We start from the raw sequence: 19,967 nt of genomic DNA on the forward strand, positions 1-19,967 counted from the left end.
GGCATCTTTTTGAATTTTTCGTAGATTCAAAAGGTTTATTTGCTGTTCAATAAATTTTGTACATACGTAAAGTGTTATGCGCTATGTAGGTATTATCATTTTTATTGGATGTTTTTTAAGCACGCCATTTATAAATATACTCCCAAAACTCCTAAGGCTCTTTGCTGGTAGGAGTTTTTTGTTGATCAAAATAGTCAATTGGGGTGAGTAAATGTGTTTACAGGTATTGTAGAAGATAAAGGAAAAGTAAAAAGCATTCAAAAAGACGAAAAAAGTATGCAGATAACGATTACTTCCAAGAAAATTTTATCCGATGTCCATTTAGGCGACAGTATTGCGGTGAATGGGGTTTGTTTAACGGTCACTCATTTTACAAGCGAAGAAATGACAGTAGATGTTATGCCTGAAACTGTGAAAGCAACAAATATCCATTCATTAAAACTAGGTGACTTTGTTAACTTAGAACGTGCGATGTCTGCAAATGGGCGCTTTGGAGGACATATTGTTTCGGGTCATGTTGATGGGGTCGGTACGATTCGGAGCATTAAACCTGTCTCCAATGCGGTTTATATTGAAATCGACATCCCTAAAGAATTAGCAGAAAACTGTATTCCAAAAGGATCGATTACGATTGATGGGACGAGTTTAACACTATTCAATGTAACAGAAACAAGTGTGACGATATCATTAATTCCTCATACGTACTCTGAAACAATTTTAGGAACGAAAAAAATAGGCGATCAAGTAAACATTGAAACAGACTTACTTGGAAAATATGTTTTGCATCATTTAAATAAAAATAAAAAGAGCAGCGAGTCATCATTAACGCTCGATTTCTTACATCAAAACGGTTTTTAAGGGGTGATGAAAACTATGTTAAATACAATTGAAGAGGCATTAGACGATTTAAAACAAGGAAAAGTAATCATTGTGGTGGACGATGAGGATCTTGAAAACGAAGGAGATTTAGTCGTTATTGCAGAATTTGCGACGCCTGAAAATATAAATTTTATGGCAACATATGGCCGTGGCTTAATTTGTACACCAATTACAGAAACATTGGCAGAAAAACTAGACCTTCATGGGGTCCTGCCGCATACCCATCAAGCTAAGCACATCAATACCCCCAACATGAAAAAAACGCTATTCTTTCTGTAACATCAATAGTTTACAAGAAAGGATGGCGTTTTTGATGAATCGAATCCTATCCAATGAATTGAATCTTTTCGCACAAGAATTACGCGATTGTTTATCTCCGGCAGTGCTACAAGAAATCGCCAAACGTGTGGGCTTTGTCAAACGCAAAAGTAAGTATCAAGCCAATGAACTCATTGCCCTTTGTGTCTGGCTGAGTCAGGAGATTGGTAGCGCATCTCTTATCCAACTATCTAGTCGGTTAGAAGCTTCGACGGGCGTATCGATGAGTGCAGAAGGCTTAAATCAGCGCTTTAACCAGACAGCTGTTGCCTGCCTTCGAGAGGTCTTTCGCACGCTACTTGCACAAAAACTCTGTGCCAACCAATCACTCCCCGACACCTTGCTGTCTCGATTTAAGCGAATCCGTATTTTAGATGCCACCGTTTTTCAATTGCCAGATGAGTTCGCTTGTGAATATCAAGGATCGGGTGGCAGTAGTAACACGGCGGGTGTAAAAATCCAATTAGAATATGATTTACTAAGTGGTCAATTTTTGAACGTACATGTTGGACCGGGAAAAAATAATGATAAAACGTACGGAACGATGTGTCTCAAAACCGTAGAGGCGGGCGATATCTGCCTGCGCGACCTGGGTTACTTTGATTTAGGCGACTTACAGGCCATTCATGAAAAAAAGGCGTACTATATCTCACGGCTAAAGCTGAATACACGAATTTATATCAAGAATCCTGCGCCAGAAACCTTCAAAAATGGGACGTTGAAAAAGCATACCGAATATATTCAACTCGATATGGCACAACTAATGGAGAGGCTTACACCTGGTGAAACGATCGAAATTCATGAAGCGTATATTGGTCACACGCAAAAGCTGCCAACACGTGTCATCATTCATCGCTTAACCGATGATCAAACACAAACACGCTTGAAAAACCAAGCGATTCGTGAAAAAAAGAAGGGCATTGTCATGAAGGAGAAAAGTAAACGGTTAATGGGTATGAACGTTTATATCACGAACACATCACCTGAAGAATTCCCAACAAATGATGTACATGCCTTGTATTCATTGCGCTGGCAGATTGAAATTTTATTTAAAACATGGAAGTCTTTTTTTGAAATCGATGCCTGTAAAAGCATCAAAAAAGAACGCCTCGAGTGCCATTTATACGGACAGCTCATTGGCATTCTTCTCTGTTCTTCGACGATTTTTCAAATGCGACAGCTACTGCTTGAAAAGAAAAGGCAGGAGCTGAGTGAATACAAGGCGATCTATATGATTAAGGATTACTTTCCGTTATTCTTTCAGGCAATGGCAGCTGGCGCAGAAGAACTGGTGAAAATCCTCCATCGCCTGTATCAGCTACTTTCAAAAAACGGCCGTAAATGTCATCGGTCTAAAAAGATGACAGTTTTTGATATTTTAGGCATTGTGTACGAAACGACGGTGAAGCCGAGACAAGCTGCTTAACCAAAAAAAGGATTTTTTCGGGGGCTTATTTGGTTTGTCTGTTTTTCATACATTGGCTAGCTGATCTGTAGATAAGCATTCGAATCTAGCCATCTCCGTTGTTAGCTTGATGGGTATGGGGTGGCGTCAGAAAAATGCGGATTTACAACGTTAAGGATATGCAAGATTCTATGCAAGATCGTGACGAACGCAGCCAGCACAAAAATAAGCGTAAACGTTGCTGGCACGGGCTTTTTAGAGCCGTGCATAAAACAGCGTATAAACAATGTTACATACAAAAAGCCATAAACACTGATATAACAGTGTTTACGGCTTTTATGTTCATTCCCAAACTTTGATTTGGGAACGTTATTTCTACTTTATGTGTATGGTTATGCAGATGCTCTTTTATTAATGATAAATAAAAATATAAAATGACATATAGCAATGAAAATAAATAAACCACCTAATAATGCTAGAGAAAACCACTTTAATTCAGGTGTTTGAACTACACCAGCAGCATCTACTTCTCTAGTATAAATAAATGTAGCTAGACCGCCAAATACGACAATCCAACAAACTGTAAGCGTCCACCATATTTTTTTAATCATTTTTTATTCCTCCCCGTAATTAAAGCTACGAAAAGAAATTAATTTAGTTTCATATTTTTTTCAAAATATAACTGAATAAAAATGTAAGGTATAGTTCCCAAAGCGGTGTTTGGGGACGTTTTTCTTTGCTTACTGTTGTAACTCTTCATAAATCTGACGAGAAATCAATTGGCGAATAGTTCATATTCATCCTCTAAAATAGTATAGATACGGATAAAAGAATCGAAAATGTAAAACCAATACTCCATAGAGAACCCAGTATTTTTTGATTTTTAATATCTCTATCTTGTTTTAATTTTTCCAATAACTGGACTAAATTAATAAACCATAATAAAGAAAATAACAACGGTAAAAAATAATAAAATATAAATAAATCAGCCATTCCATATCCCCCCCTTTAAACTCCTCGATGTTGAAAGACCCGTTTATTTAAAGTATAACCTTCCCAAACCATCGTTTGGTAACATTAAGTGCTTAACGTTGTAAATCAGCATAAATCTGACGATACTCCATCTAAAGATTTTTACTTATTCCACAATCGGGCCAGATCGTATCATTCTCTAACTCTTTTAGCGTAAGAGGACCTTTTACTACGTTCTTATCTATATCGATTATCCAATAAGAATAATCCTCGTTCGTAGGATCTTGTGGAGGTTCTTCATATCCTCGTTCATCTGCCTTCAAATGCATTTGCTTAGCAATAATATATTGTTCATCCCACCAGACAGCAGTTACTTCAGTGGGTCACTTTAGGAAACGATGAAAATATTGAATGGAAAATCTTTTTAGGTTGGTTGAAGTTCTCGAACTAATGTTCGAGAAAACTACATTAATTTCAAAAAAACGTTGTTTGTTAGAAAGCTTGTTATATTGAATTTACTTTGATACACTCAAACTAATTAAATGCATTTGCAGGGGGACACTTCGGTGTTGAGAAGGTAAAACCTGACCCTTTGAACCTGACCGTTAATACGGGCGTAGGGAGCAAAGTACATACGAATGATTAATTTGTACTTACTTAAGCTCTACGTATATTTACGTGGAGCTTTTCTTATTGCAAATACTTTAATTGCGGGGGGACACTTTTGTGTTGAGAAGGTTAAAACCTGATCCTTTGAACCTGTCAGTTAACACTGGTGTAGGGAAGCGATGTATTAAGTTTATTTATCATGAACTTGAATCATGCTTTCCCATTTTTAGGGGGGAGCATTTTTTTGAGAAAATGGTTTTTTGATAGAATACTTTTACGCGTATAAACCCATTCGTTAATGATGATAGGAGAATTCATTTTGAAACTCAAAATTAGTTGCGTTTCAATTCAGAGGAAGTGCCTACTAGTTGTTTTAAACAATTTGTAAGCAGTGAAGACAATCCAGAAATATTAGCGTGAGGTGAGTTAACAATGATGAGCAAAATCGATATTCAAAAACAAATGAAGCAAGCGGTGGAAACAGTCAAACAGACAAATCCTATGGCGGGGTCTATCACAAATTCAGTAACGATTAATTTCGTTGCAAATGCTCAATTAGCTGTTGGTGGCTCTGCTGCGATGGTGTACCTACCTGATGAAGGAGAATTTTTGGCGCAAGTAGGCGGAGCAACTTACATAAATGTAGGTACACTTCTGCCAATCTATGAGGAGACATTACCCCATGTCGCAAAGGTTTTGTATGAAAATAAAAAACCATGGGTGTTGGATCCAGTTGCGGTTGGTATTGGTTCACTAAGAACAAAGCTACTAAAACAATTTAAAGCATATAAACCAACTATCATTAGAGGGAATGCTTCTGAAATCATTGCATTAGCAGGCTTATGGGAACTTGATGGTGGTACGGAAAAATCCAATGTTCGTGGTGTAGATTCAACCGATTCAGTAAATGCAGCACGAGCAGCAGCAGTAGAACTGGCTAAGTGGACAGGTGGGGCTGTGGCTGTCTCAGGAGAAACGGATTTAATCACTGATGGCTCTCAAGTTGTTATTTCATACGGTGGGTCGCATTTCATGGAGAAAATAACAGGAGCGGGCTGTTCACTAGGAGGAGTTGTTGCTGTTTATGCGACAGCAACAACACCATTCATTGCGGCCTTGACTGCAAGTGCGGTATACAATTTAGCTGGGAAACGTGCAGCGGAAAACGTGGTTGGTCCAGGTAGTTTTCAGGTTCAATTCTTAGACGAACTTTATAAAGCAACTGCTGAAGACATTGCGAACAATCCATTTGATATTAAGGAGGTATAAGCTTTATGAATACATTAGTTGCTGTTTCTATTGCACCAATGGGTATAGGCGACGAACTGGCGTCGGAAGTAGCAGAGGTTATTAAAGTTATTCGTGCATCCGGATTACTAAATCGAACGACTTCAATGTTTACTGAAATTGAAGGGGATTGGGATGAAGTAATGAAGGTTGTAAAGTATGCAACGATGGTACTTGCTGAAAAGGGTATTCGAACATCAGTTGTGATAAAAGCAGATGTACGCCCTGGATATACAAATATGATGAATGCAAAAGTCGAGAAAGTAAACCGTATTTTAGGAGGGAAAGATGAGCATTAGGAATAGGTTAGATATTTCAGCATACTTTGTCGTTGGTCCTGAAAATACGAAAGGTAGACCTGTAGCAAATGTTATTAAAGATGCTGTTGAAGCTGGATTTACATGTGTGCAAATTCGTTCAAAGATTGCTTCAGCAAAGGAATTAATTCAATTGACAGGTGAAGCTGCGGATATTATTGCTCAGCTGGGCAAGTCCAATGAAGTTGCTCTCCTTGTAGATGACCGTCTTGATGTTGTACTGGCTGCAAGGAAACAAGGAATTAAGGTTGACGGCATTCACGTCGGTCAATCCGATATACCTGTAGAGGTCTGCCGTCAATATTTAGGAGAGGACTCAATCGTTGGTTTATCTGCTAGAACGCATGAATTATTTGAATATATCCAAACTGTAGATATTAGTCATATAGATTATTTTGGTGTTGGACCATTGCATGAAACGAAAACAAAGCCAGATTGTGGAATGGATACAGAGGGGAACATTATTACAAGAAGTTTTGAAGAAATCGCTAGTATTGCTAAATTGAGCCCTCTACCTATCGTAGTTGGTGGAGGTGTAAAGTTTGACGATTTAGCATCGCTTGCAAAAACGGGTGTCGCTGGTTTTTTTGTTGTAACTGCTGTGGCTGAGGCAGATGATCCAAAGTTAGCTGCAGCACAGTTAGTTCAAGATTGGACACAGGAGGTATATCGAAATGAGTCTACAAAAAATGAATAGGAAAAACCCTCTCGTACATTGTAGTACCAATTATGTAGTCGCAAATTTCACAGCAAACGGCTTACTCGCTATCGGTGCCTCACTAGTGATGGCAGATACACAGAAGGAAATTGCGGAAATAAATTATCTAGAATTAGTGGCGGAGGGACGAAAATGATTGCGTGTACAATAGCAGGCTCAGATAGCGGTGGTGGTGCAGGTATTCAAGCCGATTTAAAAACGTTCCAGGAATTAGAAGTATTTGGTACATCTGTGATTACCGCATTAACGGCTCAAAATACGTTAGGTGTACATGGCATTTTTCAAACGCCTGCATCATTTGTTCAAGCACAGTTAAAAGCTGTGCTAGATGATTTTGACGTCAAAGCCATGAAAACCGGTATGTTATTTGATGCCGCTATCATTGAAGGGGTAGTTGATGTTGTAAAAGAACTAAATATTCCACTCATTGTCGATCCAGTGATGATTGCAAAAGGTGGTGCAAGCTTGTTACAGCAGCAAGCAGTAGAGGCTATGAGAGAGCATTTACTACCGATTGCTACGATATGTACGCCAAATATTCCAGAGGCGGAAGTATTAACAGGACGAACAATTCAGAGTCAGCAACACATAGAGCAAGTTGCCAATGAATTATTAGCACTTGGCGTGAAATATGTTGTGATCAAGGGTGGACATTTGCAAGGAGCATTTGCAGCCGATGCGGTTTATTGGAAAGATGGCTATTTTTCCGTAACGACTCCTCGTGTCGAAACAAAGGATACGCACGGTACAGGCTGTACATTTTCGGCGGCGATTACGGCTCTTATTGCAAAGGGCTATTCGGTAAAAGAGGCAATTATTGAGGCGAAAAAGTTTATTCATTTAGCAATTTCTAATCCCTTACATATCGGGAATGGTCACGGTCCTACGAATCACTTTGCTTATAAACGTGCAGCGGGAAATGTTGAGGTAGACATACATGATTCGAAATAAATTAGATGTCTATTTCATTATGGGCTCACAAAATAGTCCAAATCCGCTTGAAACATTAGAGCAAGCATTAAAAGCGGGAATTACGTGCTTTCAACTTCGTGAAAAAGGAGAAGGCTGTTTAGAGGGAGCCGCATATGGAGCGTTTGCCCTTGCTTGTCAGCAGCTGTGCCAGCGATACGATGTACCCTTTATTGTAAATGATGATGTTGCTTTAGCTTTAAAAATAGAGGCAGATGGCATTCGTTTAGGGCAAGATGATATGGCGATTACAACTTTTCGAGCTTTGGCTTCCAATAAAATCGTCGGTGTTTCTGTCCACACGATGGATGAGTTAAAGCAGGCTATCGAAAGTGGAGCGGAATATGCTGGGATTGGTCCGGTTTTTCCAACGAAATCCAAGCCAGATGCGAAACGATCAGCAGGCTTTCATTTACTTCAAGCAGCTAGACATGCGTATCCAAACTTTCCAATTGTCACAATTGGTGGAATCGACGAGTGTAATGCACAACTTGTTCAAGCAAATGGTGCAGACGGAGTAGCCGTTATTTCAGTCATTTGTGAAAATACAGATATAACAAAAACGATACAGCTTTTACGAGGGGAGAAGGAAAATGGAGTTAAGTAAACAAACAGTCCTTGTAACAGGGGCGAGTAGAGGTGTAGGGGAACAACTAGCTCGAGCTTTTGTGGAAGAAGGAGCGAATGTAATTATAAACTACTGCAACAGTGAACAGAAAGCACAAGCATTAGCGAAGGAGCTTGGTAAAAACGCCATTGCTCTTCAGGCAGATATACGCGATCAACAACAAGTGCAGCAAATGGTTGAAGCCGGAAAGGAATATTTCAAGTCGCCCATTACTACAATTGTCAATAATGCGTTAATTGATTTTCAATTTAATCCTCAAACACAAAAAAATGTGTTTGAGCTTCAATGGACGGATTATAATAAACAATTTGAAGGAACAATTAAAGGTGCTCTGAATAGTATTCAAGCATGTATAGGGGATATGAAAGAATTAAGATTTGGTCGTATTATTAATATTGGTACAAATTTATTTCAAACCCCTGTCGTAGCTTATCATGAATATACAACAGCTAAAGCAGCATTACTTGGCTTTACACGAAATATGGCGAAAGAGTTAGGTGCATATGGTATTACGGTAAATATGATGTCAGGTGGATTGCTAAAGCAAACTGACGCAAGTAAAGTAACAACGCCAGAAGTGTTTCAATTAATAGAGGCTTCAACGCCATTACAAAGCGTGACAACACCAAAGGAATTAGCCGATGTAGCCTTATTTTTTGCTTCTCCTTGGGCAAATGCGATTACAGGACAGAACTTAGTCGTTGATGGAGGGCTTGTAATGGACTAGAACCAACATTTCGACACTTGCCTGTTTTCAGCTGAGAAACGCTGAAAACCGTCGTCCCCCCGAAAAAAGGACGGGATTTACGTTGGGAGGCACTCTTTGGGTGGAGGGGGCAAATTCAGTCGGATAAGGACAATCTTCCACAATCGGGCGCGTTTGTTGAACAAGGAACTGACATAGGTCGGTTCTTTTTTGTTGAAACTTCCTCGATGTTGTAAACCCACATTTTCCTGATGCTATCCCTTAAGGGAATGTTCATTTTAAGTAGACTCTAGCTGAACAAATCAAAATGTTGTAATATCAAGGTTAATGATGTTCATTTTAAGTTGTTCAATAAAGGGAGTGGATACATAATGATTTTTGGTTATGCGAGGGTTAGTGCTAGTGATCAAAATTTAGATCGGCAGCTGAAAGGGGTCCCGTCAGAAAAATGCGGATTTACAACGTTAAGGAAAAACGTACACAAACCAAGAGCATGCACAACGCTAACTGTTGGGCTGCTCTTGGTTTAAATAGCGATAAATTGTAGCACGACTAATCCCTGTCATTTCAACAATTTCACTCACACTATACTGTTCAGATTTATATAAATTGATGGCTTTTTTCAGCTCACGTTCATTCACTTTCGGACGCCCACCTTGACGTCCTCTTGCTCTAGCACTGGTTAGCCCTTCCTTCGTTCGCTGGACAATTAAATCACGTTCAAACTGGCTGAATGCTTGGAACACCGTCATCATTAATTTTCCTTGAGGTGTTGAAGTATCAAAGTTTTCTTTAATGCTCAGTAGCTTGATCTCTCGTTCTTCAAAATACGCAACTAATTCAATTAAATCCTTCGTACTTCTCCCTAATCGAGAAAAGCTTTCTACGATTACCATGTCTCCTGGTCGCAATTTATCCTTCAGCCGATTTAATTCCGGACGATCTGTTTTCGTTCCAGATAATTTCTCCGTTAAAATCTCGTGGCAATTGTACTGCTTCAAAAAATCTAGCTGTCGATTTAATTCCTGCTGTCGTGTACTCACTCGTGCATAGCCATAAGTATAAGAAGCCATCGTTTCCCCCCTTTGATATACAAATCTATATCACAAAGGGGGTTTTTTGAAACATAGATTTTGAGCAAAGTTTTGAAACAGCATTTAGCTATAAATATGGATAAAAAATTATCAAATGAAAATCGTCTCAAAAACAATCGTTTTTAAGCTACTATGTAAAGTATCTATAAATTTCTAAATTTTTTAAATCCTTTTTGTCGTTTTAATTGTTATATAAATATTGGAGGTTACTCATGCAAGAAGATGCACAAATGATACAGCAAATATTACAAGGCAATCAGGCAGCTAGCGATGAATTAATTCACCTATACTATGATGAAATATTTCGTTACATTGTACGAATGGGGTGTTCAAATGAGGAGGCGATGGATTTAACTCAGGAAGTATTCATTACAATGATGAAATCAATCCATACATATAAGGAGCAAGGACATTTTAGAGCGTGGTTATATAAGATTGCGCATAATCAAACAATGAATGTGTTTAAAAAGAAAAAGCAAGAATCTAATTACTTTAAAACTATAGAAGCAAATGTTGGCACCGTCAATAATTTTGTGTAAATGACTCAACCCAAACTTGGTAGATTGTCACATTTAGCGATCGAACATCGCTTCTAATTCGGCACGTGCCTGGTCAAATCAAAGATGACAACGTGCGAAAAAACGTGTGTTGTAGTCATTTAATTGTGAAACGATCAGTGATGTTCAGTTAGAGAAATAAATCACATTAGAAATAGAAAAGGACTGCAATGGGCTATTAAATCCTATTGCAGTCCTTTTAGTTCACCAGAGGTTATTTTGTTGGTTGAATATAAGGAACAATTGGTGTAGTTACCCCTACAGATGCTCCTCGAATAAATTTTTCACCTATCAATTCATTAAAATTTTCCGTACGACCTGTTAGCATAACGCCTAATATAGTAACTTCATTAAATGGCTTGTTTTCATTCTCTTTGATATATTTTTGGATTTCCTCCATTGATCCTCTTTCATCATATTTTTTAAGGTCTTCAATAAACATATCGAAGGATTCCTTAGAAAGCTCAGTATCTGCATAACCATAAACCGGTGCTCCTGAAGGACCTGATATTTCGTCAGTAATGTCAGACGTCATATAAAGCCACGCTATATTTAAATTTTCAGGTATGTTTTCACGTACTTGTTTCATTGTTAAAGGCTTCTTGAATGAGATTGCTACCTCGGCTACTTGATTTTCTAATTGAACAACATCTTCAAGCTGATTTTGAACCCCATCGTAATATTCTTTAATAGCTGGATGATAAAACGTTGCTACTTTTTGCTTCGTTTGTTTATCGTATTCATAATACGTATTACCACTTGAGTGAAAGCCAGGAGTTAGTTCATTATTGTCAATAGAAGCACCAAACCACGAATAAGAACTCGTTAGTGTACTCCAAGGGACTAGATAACCATCTACGTTTTTTGAACGATTAGTAATAATATTGCCACCAAACATTGAAGAATTAGCAGTTACTTGGGAGTCGATGTTCACGTTTGGCTGAGATATACTGTTTTTCAAAAATAGCGTGTCGTGTAATTTCATCGTGTTTTGAGCAGATAAATAATTCCCAAATCTATTGAAAGCAAAAAGTAAAACGACGCAAACTGCTATCGAAATACTAGTAATCGTAACCCAATGTTTTATTTTCGCTTTTTTTAATGCTTTTTGAATCGATGAATCCATGCCATGATCCCTCCAACTTCCGTATGAATTGTTTTTCTCGCCCTGTATAATTTTTTTTTTACATTATCTACTTGCAAATGGAATAATTTAGCAATTTCTTCGTAGGATAACTCGTAATAGTATTTCAATACAAAAATCTCTCGATACTCCGTTTTTACATTTTTTAATAAGTGCATAATTTCATCTTGATTAAAAAGCTGTTCAAAATCCGCATTGTCACTTGTTAATTTTGATTGAATCTCATCGGAAAGAGGCACATTATGCTGAAATTTTTTTCGCTTTAAATCAATAAACTCATTAAGAGAAACTCGGTAAAACCACGGGCGAACATTTTTTTCTTCCAAGTCACTTAACATTGAATAGATCTTATAAAATGTATTTTGAATAATGTCTTCTGCATCTTCTTTCGATGCTCCTTTTGAACGTAAAAAAAGAAATACTTCCTCTCCAACTTGAATTAGATAGGAGGTGAACGCGTCTTTTTGATCCATATTTTCCCTCCTCATTAATACAACGATTGAAGCATTCAAAAAGTAGACAAAATATTTTATACTCTCGTGTTTTTAGTAATAGTATAGTTTTTAATAATTATAAATCACACTATTAGTTCGATGTAATATTGTAGTTGTAACAATGTCCTTATTTAATATCGGGTGTTAAACAATCAGAGACCTTAGCTTAACAAATAAAATTAAAAAGTCTATTCCTTAGCGTACGGGAATTCGACTTTTTTTGGTTTGAAATATCCTTAGCGTACAAAATTTCCGAAATGTTGGCTGTAACCCTTCCTCATTATTACAAACTCGATTTTCATCATATAGTTGATTACTTAATTTTTTATGCTTTTGCTAATACGCGTAATCATCTATTATGAGAACTAGCAAAAACGACAAAAATATACTCCATTAATTTATTTTAATTATTTTAGTTATCTTTATTTAACCTAGTTAACATCATTATTTTATTTTAGGTTTACTAAAGTTATCTAATATACACTAAAAATATGACTAAAATGAGGGACTAAAAAAGCTCAGAATAACTATATTCTGAGCACTTGTTGTATGAGGACGCTTGTGATTAAGTTACGAGTCCCTTATAAAGAAAATAAAGCTGAAAAATCTTTAAGCAACATTTTTTCCCTTCATACAAAAAGACATAAGTTTTAAACTTAGGCCACTTTTAAAAATACAAGTTAGTAAGGTTCTGCTTCATTTCCTTTTTCTACAGCTTCTTTTGTCGCTTCATTCGTTGAGAGTGTACCTTGTCCGTACTTCGAAGCACCAGCCACTCTTCCTGGTAATGTTTCTTCGTGATGCATCTCTTCAAGTTCTTTTTGTTTTTGTTGAATGGCTTCTTTCACGCGATGACCATAGTCTTCATCTGCTTGTGTAAAATGATGAATCATCGCCTCTTGAATACGTTCATCACAGACAGCGAGCGCATTCGCTAAATTTTGAATAAGCTCATCGCGTTCCCAATCTTCAAAATTGCGGTATGTGTCACCTGCTTGTCCATAGTTATTCGTGCGGCCAATTGGTTCACTCGTTGTCGCCGCATTATAAGTTGGTTGATGTGGTGGCTGCGCTTCGTCACCCGCTTCACAGTAGCCTCCAATCATCGACGGTTCATAATTAATATGCGGGTTATCGCCAGATTCTCGTGGATCTCGAATATCCATTTGTCCACGGTGTTGGTTCGTGCGTACAGGCGCTTTCGGTGCATTCACAGGTAATTTTAAATAGTTTGCGCCGACGCGATAGCGTTGCGTATCAGAATATGAGAACGTGCGACCTTGTAGCATTTTATCATCTGAAAAGTCCATACCGTCTACAAGCACCCCAGTCCCGAATGCAGCTTGTTCAATTTCAGCATGATAGTCTTCTGGATTGCGGTTGAGTACCATACGGCCAACTGGTAACCACGGGAACTGGTCTTCTGGCCACAATTTTGTGTCATCAAGCGGGTCAAAATCTAATTCTTCATGATAACCATCTTCCATTATTTGAACGTATAGTTCCCATTCTGGATAGTCGCCGCGTTCGATTGCTTCATATAAATCTTGCGTCGCGTGTCCTACATTTTTCGCTTGAATCGCATCTGCGTCTTCTTGCGTCAAGTTACGAATACCTTGCTTCGGTTCCCAATGGTATTTTACTAACACCGCTTCCCCTTTATCATTCACCCATTTATAAGTGTTAACTCCTGAACCTTGCATATGACGATAAGTAGCTGGAATACCCAATTTTTCCGCTTATATTCAATCCACACGAAATTAATATTCATATGCCTATTAAAAATAAGATTATTTCTTGAAAGGTCACAATGGTGAATAACGACATAAGTCTCATGTGCATCTATGCGTACAATGACATAATAAATGAATAAAGGGAGGTTTTTGAATATGAAAAAAATGATGACAGCGACAACAATTGCAATGTTATGTGCTACTACGGCTACAACTGCTCATGCAGCATCTACCGTGAAACTCCAACATGGCAAACTCGTTACAGTATCGAACGGGAAAATCGTAAAGGGATATAAAGTGTATAAACAAAAGTTATACTATAACGGACAACTTGCGAAAGGCCGCGTAAAATACGGTAAAGGGATATCGATGAAGTTATATCATCATGGCGTATTGCAAAAAGGATTATACGTGACGAAAAATTATAAGCATATTTTTAAAGACGGTTATGTGATAAAAGGAAACTATACATATCGAACAGAAAAAGGCTTAGATGCGGTATTTTATAATGGTCAGCTCACACATTTAATTCAAGTAGACGGCGCTTATTTACGAGATAATGGCAAACTGAAAAAAGGGTTATATACTATAAAAAATGAATATGTAGACGATGAATCAAAAGATATCATTTCGTACATTACACTTTATGAAAATGGGAAAGTTGCGAAGGGCACGCAATTTGCAGACTACGTGAATGAGCGATTATTATTCAAAAACGGCATGATTCCGACATCAATGATTTATCAAGGGAAAGTGTATCAAAATGGAATCCGTGCGACAAAAAATCAATACGTATTCGTCGATCATCGGTTATATGTGAATGACCAACCATTTACTGGCCAATATGACGAAAAATATTATGACGCAGGGATTTTCAAAGGGAGTCAAGCAACAATTGATTACGTATCACGTCGTACAGCACTACAAAAAGCTGAGGCGGATACATTGCCAACACTCGTCAACGAACAGTTAGCGCACGCTGTAAAAAATTATGATGTTATCGTAAAAGATTTAGGATACATAGAACGCGGCTACGAAGATGACTTGCAAGGAAAATTACAACTTGCGAATGACTTAAGAGACATGCAAAAAATCATTTTAGCGAGCGATATCCCCTCACGTGAGGAACTTTATGCACAAGTAGAACGCATCTTAGAGCAAGGCTACGCAAAAGAAGGTTACGTTTATCGTGACGGGAAAATCGTTACAGGCTGGTATGAAGATAATTTTTATGAATTAGGCGTTTTCGTTCGTACAGGTGCTGAACAACGTGTACTAGAAAATCATGATGCTTTCTCAGCTACGATGGATCATTTAGCAGCGATCACCGATACAGCAGAAGCTAAAACAGCTATTCAAGACATAGTCACCCAGTTTATAACATTACTTCAACACGTAGATACAGTATTCGACATGTCAAAAACGAATGCATCTATTGATACAACCGAGGCTCAAAAAATTATTGCAACGAGCTTATTAACACGTAAAGAATTATTGCAGCAGGCAAAGCGCTTGCAAGTAGCGGTAGATACTACAGCATTAGATGCTCAGATTGTTACCTCTTATGAAAAAATCGGTAAAACGGTATCGTTTGAGCCAAGCAATGCACAAGCCACATACATACCGATTACAGTTGGTAGACTGGTGAAAGGTACATTTGATAAAAATGGCTATGCGTATTTAACCGTCGATATTAAAGAAAAAGAGGGTAATTATGCTTTCAATGGCGATGTTGCAAATAATCTTATACAGTTGAGTGATCAACAAAATGGCTCAACAGCAGATGAACAGACAGCGAATACACTCACGTACTTGAAAAACGGGCAATATTATATCATTTTAAAAGGTGAACCGAATAGCGCGTATAAGACGACGTTTACGAAACGCGCTTACAATGTTGACACGATAACGAACTGGCAACCGACTAAAAATATAAGTGGGAATCGCGTAAAAATACCGTTATATGCACAAACGCCGACCATACCCTTTCATTTATCAACAAATGAAGCGATACGATTTTATGTTGTTCGTTCAGACGGGGACTATCAGCGTCCGGTTGTGAACAAACTTCAACTCACAAATATGACGACAGGCGCTGTATACGAAGCGGTCGTAGAAAATGAGAATTATTACTATGCAAATGTACCGAATGGCGACTATAAACTGTCAGTTACACCACATTCACAAGATATCGGTACACCTAAACATATCGCTATCAATTATCAATTAATACCGCTCTTAATTTTTAATAAACTGGTAACGAATGCATCGACATTAAATGTAAAAAAAAAGACGACGTATCAATTTACGCTGCAACGACGGGATCAAGAACAAATATCTGATAATGAAAGTGTCACATTATATGATGATAAGCAACACATTGTGAAGAAATTTGTACTGCCTAAAGGCAAAATTTCAAAAAAGATGACATATACGATATCTAAAGGACGATATACAATCAAAAGTAACTACGACATTTTATATACAGTTAATAAATAACGTAAAAAAGGTGGGGGATTCGATGAATTATCCATCTTTTTTTACGTATAATACCGCTAATCGATAGATATCCTCCTCATAAATTTCTTTAGATAGTAATTCATACATATGAAATGAATAAATAGACTTAAATTGGAATATAAAAATATTTTAAAATACTATCATTAAGGACTTTTTGTATTATATGGTTTTACAAAAATATTTAGACGTTTTACCGTTATTTCATACCTCATTACCGGATTTAGGAATTGGAATTACGAATACGCAAGAGTGGCTTGCTTACTATAAAGGTAAAAAAATTGATATCGGTGCGAAAGTAGGCATGAAAGTAAATCCGCAAGAACCGTTAATGAAATGCATTAAAGAGAATGTATTTGTTCAAGATGAAGTACCTGCTGAATTTTTCGGTCTTCCTTTTACTGGTATCGCAACACCTATCGTACATAATGGTCAAGTAATTGGCGCACTAGCGATTCAATTACAAAAACAAAATGAAAAACAACTTCGCATGATTTCTGATGAGATTTTACATTCACTTGATGAAGCGAATCATCGTGTTGAAACGATTACTGAAAGTTCAGAAGGGCTAACAAATATTAGCGATCAATTGTTAACACAATCTATGCGCGCGATTGAAGAAGTAAAAAATACAGATGAAGTATTAAAATTCATTAAACGAATTGCCGATCAAACAAATCTTTTAGGATTAAATGCCGCAATCGAAGCAGCAAGAGCCGGTGATAAAGGGCTTGGCTTCTCAGTCGTTGCCGATGAAATCCGCAAGCTTTCTTCTGAAACGGTGTCTTCGATAGAAAAAATTAAACAAAATTTAACGAACATACAAAAATCTGTTGATGAGATTACAGCATCTATTCAAGAAGTGGTCATCGTAGGACGTGAACAAGCAAGTTCGACAGAAGAAATTTCAAAGATTTTCACAAAAATTGAATCGATGAATAAAGAGTTAAACAAATATGCCTCTCAATTATAAAAAAACATAAAAAAAGAAATAGCGTTGTCGTAAAGGCAGCGCCATTTCTTTTAGATATTAAACAGTTTCTACAGCTTCGATTGTATGATTATTGCAAAATGTATTTGTTGGATCATATGTTGCTTTTACTTTCGCCAATTTTTCGAGTTGATGTTTGTACGCATTTGCTGTCGTATAGTCTTTCACACCTACTGCATTTAAGTAAGACGTCTGTTCATGCGAAATCGGTAGTAGACGGTCGTGTAATGCATCAATCCATTGTTCACAAATAGCGTCTTCTCCATTCATTGCCATTGCATCAATTAAGAATAACCATTTAGCATCACGTGTCGCGAATGCAGCATGGTCTGCTGATACGTTATTCATTTTGCCACCTAATGACCAAATTTGTGTTAATATGCCTGGTACTGGTGGAGCTGCTAATGTATCGATTAATTCATCAATCGTCGCTTCTGTAAAATCGTCAAAGAATAAAGACGTTCCGTAACAATTCACACGTTCTGGAATCATTGGGTCTAATTTTTGTTGAAGTACAGTATATGGCATAATACCACTTTGATCGACAATCGGTGTCGCAAGCTGGCGCAATGGCTGTACGACCGCTTCTCCTACTGTCGGATCGCCAACGTACATACCAAGCACCATCACAACAGTTTTAAAATGTAACGGCTCTGGAATGAATGGCGCAGGTGGTAATGTTGCAATCGTAAAGTTCACCGCAACACCCTCATCTGGTGCTTGTTCGATATAACGTTGTGCATTTGTAAAAATTTCTTTAGCATCTGCATAATCGTACATAACGTCTAAGCCAAGTACTTCTGTACCGATTGGATAGGCTTGGAACATTAACTTCGTCACAACACCGAAGTTCCCACCGCCACCGCGTAGCGCCCACAATAAGTCTGAATGTGCTGTCTCACTCACTTCTAGGACGTCTCCTGCAGCTGTGACAACAGTTGCACCGATAATATTATCGCACGATAAACCGTGTACACCACGTAAGTAGCCAAGACCCCCACCAAGTGCAACACCGAATACACCCGTTGCAGATGCCGTACCTAATGGAACAGCGAGTCCGTATTGTTGCGTAGCCGCTGTCAATTCACCAGCTTTAATGCCTGCTTCAACAGAAACCGTTTGCGTTTCTTCATTGACAACGATTTGTTTCATTGCTGATAAATCAATGACTAAACTGTCTTGTGCAACAGCAAATCCTGCTAAATGATGACCGCCGCCACGTACAGCAACCGTCCAATCATTCGCTTTCGCTAATTGAACAGCTTCGACAACGTCTTCTAATGATTCACAAACAGCAATCGCTGCTGGGTGGAAGTCAATTGCACTATTAAAAATTTGGCGCTTTACATCGTATTGCGCATCTTCTCGAGAAATTAGTTTCATATGATAACTCCTATCCAAACACATATTTTGGATATATTATACCATTTAACAACTTATAATGACATTTAATGTAAAAATATTTTTAACGAAACCAAACAGCAATTTGTAGACATAATGCATCTTTAAAAATCGTCGGGTCTAAATGTGTTTTTTCTTTAATACGATCGAGTCGATATTTTAATGTATGACGATGAACATGTAACACTTCTGCTGTTTTAATGAGTTGTAAGTCGTGTTTTAAAAATACCTCCAGCGTCTCAATGAGCTTATCTGATAATTCGCCAATAGTACGACGCACGTAACGCGCCATTTCAGGTGATTGTGGCGCTTTAAATAACGAATAAATTTCGACATCTTCAAAGACGTTCAACATATTAGCAGGGTCTCCGTATTCAAGCGCGATTGTTGCAGTATCAGCTGCATATGGCAAAGCATCAAGCGTTTCGACAGTTTGACTAACGCCGATCCGTAACTGAAAGTAACGATTGAGCATCGGTTGCATTTGACGGAGAATTTCAAGTACACGCTCCTTTTTATAGCCACACGTAATGCAAATATAACTATGCTTTTCAATAGAACCATACACAATATTACGAGGCAACAAATCGTCTAAAAATCGTATAAACGTCTGGTAAGCCGCACCTTTTTCCATCGCCCTCATTTTCACGACACAATAAGGTGCTTGTTGTTCAATATGTAATTTATCGAAGCGTTTTTGTAGTTGTTTGCTGTCATATTGACCTGCTAGAAGTTGTTCTAACGTTAATTGATGCATTTTTTCGTGCCAAGCACTTTGCTCTGTTAAAAACGCCTGATGGACCATCATTTCTGTCGTCAACTGTACGAGCGTAGCCACTTCTTCTAACTCATCTGCTACACCTGTAATACCGACGACGCACACAACTTGGTCATTATAAAATATCGGTAAATTAATGCCCTCTTTTGCGTACGCATATATATGTTCGTTTGCTGGCGTAATGCGTAACACTTCCCCTGTTTGTGCGACGTATTTCGCACCTTCATGAATGTGATCGATTCTCTTTTGGTCGCCAGATGCTAAAATAAAGCCATCCGTATGCATGACATTAATATTTCGATGTAGACGATTCATCGTCTGTTCGACAATATGTGTCGCTAATTGTTTAGAAATCATGTTATCCCTCCGTTATGTATAAAAATACCGCTGTTATATATCATAAAATTCATACATTTCGTACAATGTTTTTATGCAATAATGTCATTATAA

Annotated in this window: 17 protein-coding genes, 5 pseudogenes and 2 riboswitches; of the genes and pseudogenes, 13 read left to right on the forward strand and 9 right to left on the reverse strand. The window is 37.8% G+C overall.

Annotation, left to right across the window (positions count from 1 at the left end):
* Positions 1 to 213 precede the first annotated feature (213 nt).
* From ribE to KMHG_RS11595, 3 genes and pseudogenes are all read left to right on the forward strand, one after another.
* On the forward strand, positions 214 to 858 hold the full coding sequence (gene ribE / locus KMHG_RS11585) for a riboflavin synthase (protein WP_010289699.1): 645 nt from the start codon (positions 214 to 216) through the stop codon (positions 856 to 858).
* A gap of 15 nt (positions 859 to 873) precedes the next feature.
* A pseudogene (locus KMHG_RS11590) lies at positions 874 to 1,116 on the forward strand (3,4-dihydroxy-2-butanone-4-phosphate synthase); the annotation flags it as partial.
* A gap of 76 nt (positions 1,117 to 1,192) precedes the next feature.
* Positions 1,193 to 2,623, forward strand: a complete 1,431-nt coding sequence (locus KMHG_RS11595) for an IS4 family transposase (protein ID WP_010289701.1) — start codon at positions 1,193 to 1,195, stop codon at positions 2,621 to 2,623.
* 371 nt (positions 2,624 to 2,994) lie between these two features.
* Here the strand turns inward: KMHG_RS11595 and KMHG_RS11605 are convergent, their stop codons facing one another.
* From KMHG_RS11605 to KMHG_RS19870, 3 genes and pseudogenes are all read right to left on the reverse strand, one after another.
* Complete coding sequence (locus KMHG_RS11605; RefSeq protein WP_010289703.1) at positions 2,995 to 3,213, reverse strand: DUF3923 family protein; 219 nt, start codon at positions 3,211 to 3,213, stop codon at positions 2,995 to 2,997.
* A 193-nt stretch (positions 3,214 to 3,406) separates the two neighbouring features.
* Entirely contained in the window at positions 3,407 to 3,595 is a 189-nt protein-coding gene (locus KMHG_RS11610; RefSeq protein ID WP_010289704.1) for a hypothetical protein, read from the reverse strand.
* A 131-nt stretch (positions 3,596 to 3,726) separates the two neighbouring features.
* A pseudogene (locus KMHG_RS19870) lies at positions 3,727 to 3,945 on the reverse strand (DUF3997 domain-containing protein); the annotation flags it as partial.
* Positions 3,946 to 4,116: 171 nt separating this feature from the next.
* A riboswitch (TPP riboswitch) is annotated at positions 4,117 to 4,214 on the forward strand.
* A 62-nt stretch (positions 4,215 to 4,276) separates the two neighbouring features.
* Positions 4,277 to 4,376: riboswitch (TPP riboswitch) on the forward strand.
* Positions 4,377 to 4,615: 239 nt separating this feature from the next.
* Here KMHG_RS19870 and thiM point away from each other — a divergent pair.
* From thiM to KMHG_RS11650, 7 genes and pseudogenes are all read left to right on the forward strand, one after another.
* Complete coding sequence (thiM, locus tag KMHG_RS11620) at positions 4,616 to 5,452, forward strand: hydroxyethylthiazole kinase (protein WP_010289705.1); 837 nt, start codon at positions 4,616 to 4,618, stop codon at positions 5,450 to 5,452.
* Between the two features lie 5 nt (positions 5,453 to 5,457).
* Positions 5,458 to 5,769: an MTH1187 family thiamine-binding protein gene (locus KMHG_RS11625; RefSeq protein WP_010289706.1), complete on the forward strand. Its 312-nt coding sequence runs from the start codon at positions 5,458 to 5,460 to the stop codon at positions 5,767 to 5,769.
* Positions 5,759 to 6,484, forward strand: a complete 726-nt coding sequence (locus KMHG_RS11630; protein WP_010289709.1) for a thiamine phosphate synthase — start codon at positions 5,759 to 5,761, stop codon at positions 6,482 to 6,484. The genes KMHG_RS11625 and KMHG_RS11630 overlap by 11 nt, the downstream gene beginning before the upstream one ends.
* A pseudogene (locus KMHG_RS11635) lies at positions 6,462 to 6,605 on the forward strand (hydroxyethylthiazole kinase); the annotation flags it as partial. The gene KMHG_RS11630 and the pseudogene KMHG_RS11635, both read left to right, overlap by 23 nt.
* A gap of 32 nt (positions 6,606 to 6,637) precedes the next feature.
* A complete protein-coding gene (gene thiD, locus KMHG_RS11640) occupies positions 6,638 to 7,456 on the forward strand; it encodes a bifunctional hydroxymethylpyrimidine kinase/phosphomethylpyrimidine kinase (protein ID WP_010289711.1) in 819 nt (272 codons plus the stop codon).
* Positions 7,443 to 8,081, forward strand: a complete 639-nt coding sequence (thiE, locus tag KMHG_RS11645; RefSeq protein ID WP_010289712.1) for a thiamine phosphate synthase — start codon at positions 7,443 to 7,445, stop codon at positions 8,079 to 8,081. Before thiD ends, thiE begins: the two co-directional genes overlap by 14 nt.
* Positions 8,068 to 8,829 carry a 3-oxoacyl-ACP reductase gene (locus KMHG_RS11650; RefSeq protein WP_010289713.1) on the forward strand — a complete coding sequence of 254 codons (762 nt, stop codon included), beginning with the start codon at positions 8,068 to 8,070 and terminating at the stop codon, positions 8,827 to 8,829. The genes thiE and KMHG_RS11650 overlap by 14 nt, the downstream gene beginning before the upstream one ends.
* 494 nt (positions 8,830 to 9,323) lie before the next feature.
* On the opposite strand, the pseudogene KMHG_RS11655 reads toward KMHG_RS11650, so the two are convergent.
* Positions 9,324 to 9,881 (reverse strand): annotated as a pseudogene (locus tag KMHG_RS11655) (recombinase family protein); the annotation flags it as partial.
* Between the two features lie 233 nt (positions 9,882 to 10,114).
* On the opposite strand from KMHG_RS11655, the gene KMHG_RS17900 reads away from it, so the two are divergent.
* A complete protein-coding gene (locus tag KMHG_RS17900; RefSeq protein WP_010289715.1) occupies positions 10,115 to 10,441 on the forward strand; it encodes an RNA polymerase sigma factor in 327 nt (108 codons plus the stop codon).
* A gap of 232 nt (positions 10,442 to 10,673) precedes the next feature.
* On the opposite strand, the gene KMHG_RS11665 is transcribed toward KMHG_RS17900, so the two are convergent.
* The 3 genes and pseudogenes from KMHG_RS11665 to KMHG_RS17905 all read right to left on the reverse strand — a co-directional run.
* Positions 10,674 to 11,585: a sigma factor regulator N-terminal domain-containing protein gene (locus KMHG_RS11665; protein ID WP_010289717.1), complete on the reverse strand. Its 912-nt coding sequence runs from the start codon at positions 11,583 to 11,585 to the stop codon at positions 10,674 to 10,676.
* Positions 11,558 to 12,076 (reverse strand): RNA polymerase sigma factor, encoded by a 519-nt coding sequence (locus tag KMHG_RS11670; RefSeq protein WP_010289719.1) that lies wholly within the window; start codon positions 12,074 to 12,076, stop codon positions 11,558 to 11,560. Before KMHG_RS11670 ends, KMHG_RS11665 begins: the two co-directional genes overlap by 28 nt.
* A gap of 701 nt (positions 12,077 to 12,777) precedes the next feature.
* Positions 12,778 to 13,824 (reverse strand): annotated as a pseudogene (locus tag KMHG_RS17905) (catalase); the annotation flags it as partial.
* Positions 13,825 to 13,986: 162 nt separating this feature from the next.
* Between KMHG_RS17905 and KMHG_RS11680 the strand changes: the two are divergent.
* Together KMHG_RS11680 and KMHG_RS11685 are read left to right on the forward strand one after the other, a co-directional pair.
* A complete protein-coding gene (locus tag KMHG_RS11680) occupies positions 13,987 to 16,329 on the forward strand; it encodes a hypothetical protein (RefSeq protein ID WP_010289722.1) in 2,343 nt (780 codons plus the stop codon).
* Between the two features lie 184 nt (positions 16,330 to 16,513).
* Positions 16,514 to 17,320, forward strand: a complete 807-nt coding sequence (locus tag KMHG_RS11685) for a methyl-accepting chemotaxis protein (protein WP_010289723.1) — start codon at positions 16,514 to 16,516, stop codon at positions 17,318 to 17,320.
* Between the two features lie 57 nt (positions 17,321 to 17,377).
* Here KMHG_RS11685 and KMHG_RS11690 read toward each other — a convergent pair whose 3' ends face one another.
* On the reverse strand, positions 17,378 to 18,721 hold the full coding sequence (locus KMHG_RS11690; RefSeq protein ID WP_010289724.1) for an FAD-binding oxidoreductase: 1,344 nt from the start codon (positions 18,719 to 18,721) through the stop codon (positions 17,378 to 17,380).
* Positions 18,722 to 18,803: 82 nt separating this feature from the next.
* Positions 18,804 to 19,874: a CdaR family transcriptional regulator gene (locus KMHG_RS11695; protein WP_010289725.1), complete on the reverse strand. Its 1,071-nt coding sequence runs from the start codon at positions 19,872 to 19,874 to the stop codon at positions 18,804 to 18,806.
* Between the last annotated feature and the right edge of the window lie 93 nt (positions 19,875 to 19,967).

The sequence above is a fragment of the Kurthia massiliensis genome, assembly GCF_000285555.1.
Classification (GTDB): domain Bacteria; phylum Bacillota; class Bacilli; order Bacillales_A; family Planococcaceae; genus Kurthia; species Kurthia massiliensis.

Excerpts from the sequence above, each read along its gene's own strand:
- KMHG_RS11650 (WP_010289713.1), top strand. The coding sequence starts at position 8,068 with ATGGAGTTAAGTAAACAAACAGTCCTTGTAACAGGGGCGAGTAGAGGT.
- KMHG_RS11625 (WP_010289706.1), top strand. The coding sequence starts at position 5,458 with ATGAATACATTAGTTGCTGTTTCTATTGCACCAATGGGTATAGGCGAC.
- KMHG_RS11605 (WP_010289703.1), bottom strand. The coding sequence starts at position 3,213 with ATGATTAAAAAAATATGGTGGACGCTTACAGTTTGTTGGATTGTCGTA.
- KMHG_RS11685 (WP_010289723.1), top strand. The coding sequence starts at position 16,514 with ATGGTTTTACAAAAATATTTAGACGTTTTACCGTTATTTCATACCTCA.
- KMHG_RS11670 (WP_010289719.1), bottom strand. The coding sequence starts at position 12,076 with ATGGATCAAAAAGACGCGTTCACCTCCTATCTAATTCAAGTTGGAGAG.
- KMHG_RS11695 (WP_010289725.1), bottom strand. The coding sequence starts at position 19,874 with ATGATTTCTAAACAATTAGCGACACATATTGTCGAACAGACGATGAAT.
- KMHG_RS11690 (WP_010289724.1), bottom strand. The coding sequence starts at position 18,721 with ATGAAACTAATTTCTCGAGAAGATGCGCAATACGATGTAAAGCGCCAA.
- KMHG_RS17900 (WP_010289715.1), top strand. The coding sequence starts at position 10,115 with ATGCAAGAAGATGCACAAATGATACAGCAAATATTACAAGGCAATCAG.
- KMHG_RS11680 (WP_010289722.1), top strand. The coding sequence starts at position 13,987 with ATGAAAAAAATGATGACAGCGACAACAATTGCAATGTTATGTGCTACT.
- thiE (WP_010289712.1), top strand. The coding sequence starts at position 7,443 with ATGATTCGAAATAAATTAGATGTCTATTTCATTATGGGCTCACAAAAT.
- KMHG_RS11610 (WP_010289704.1), bottom strand. The coding sequence starts at position 3,595 with ATGGCTGATTTATTTATATTTTATTATTTTTTACCGTTGTTATTTTCT.
- thiD (WP_010289711.1), top strand. The coding sequence starts at position 6,638 with ATGATTGCGTGTACAATAGCAGGCTCAGATAGCGGTGGTGGTGCAGGT.
- thiM (WP_010289705.1), top strand. The coding sequence starts at position 4,616 with ATGATGAGCAAAATCGATATTCAAAAACAAATGAAGCAAGCGGTGGAA.
- KMHG_RS11630 (WP_010289709.1), top strand. The coding sequence starts at position 5,759 with ATGAGCATTAGGAATAGGTTAGATATTTCAGCATACTTTGTCGTTGGT.
- KMHG_RS11665 (WP_010289717.1), bottom strand. The coding sequence starts at position 11,585 with ATGGATTCATCGATTCAAAAAGCATTAAAAAAAGCGAAAATAAAACAT.
- KMHG_RS11595 (WP_010289701.1), top strand. The coding sequence starts at position 1,193 with ATGAATCGAATCCTATCCAATGAATTGAATCTTTTCGCACAAGAATTA.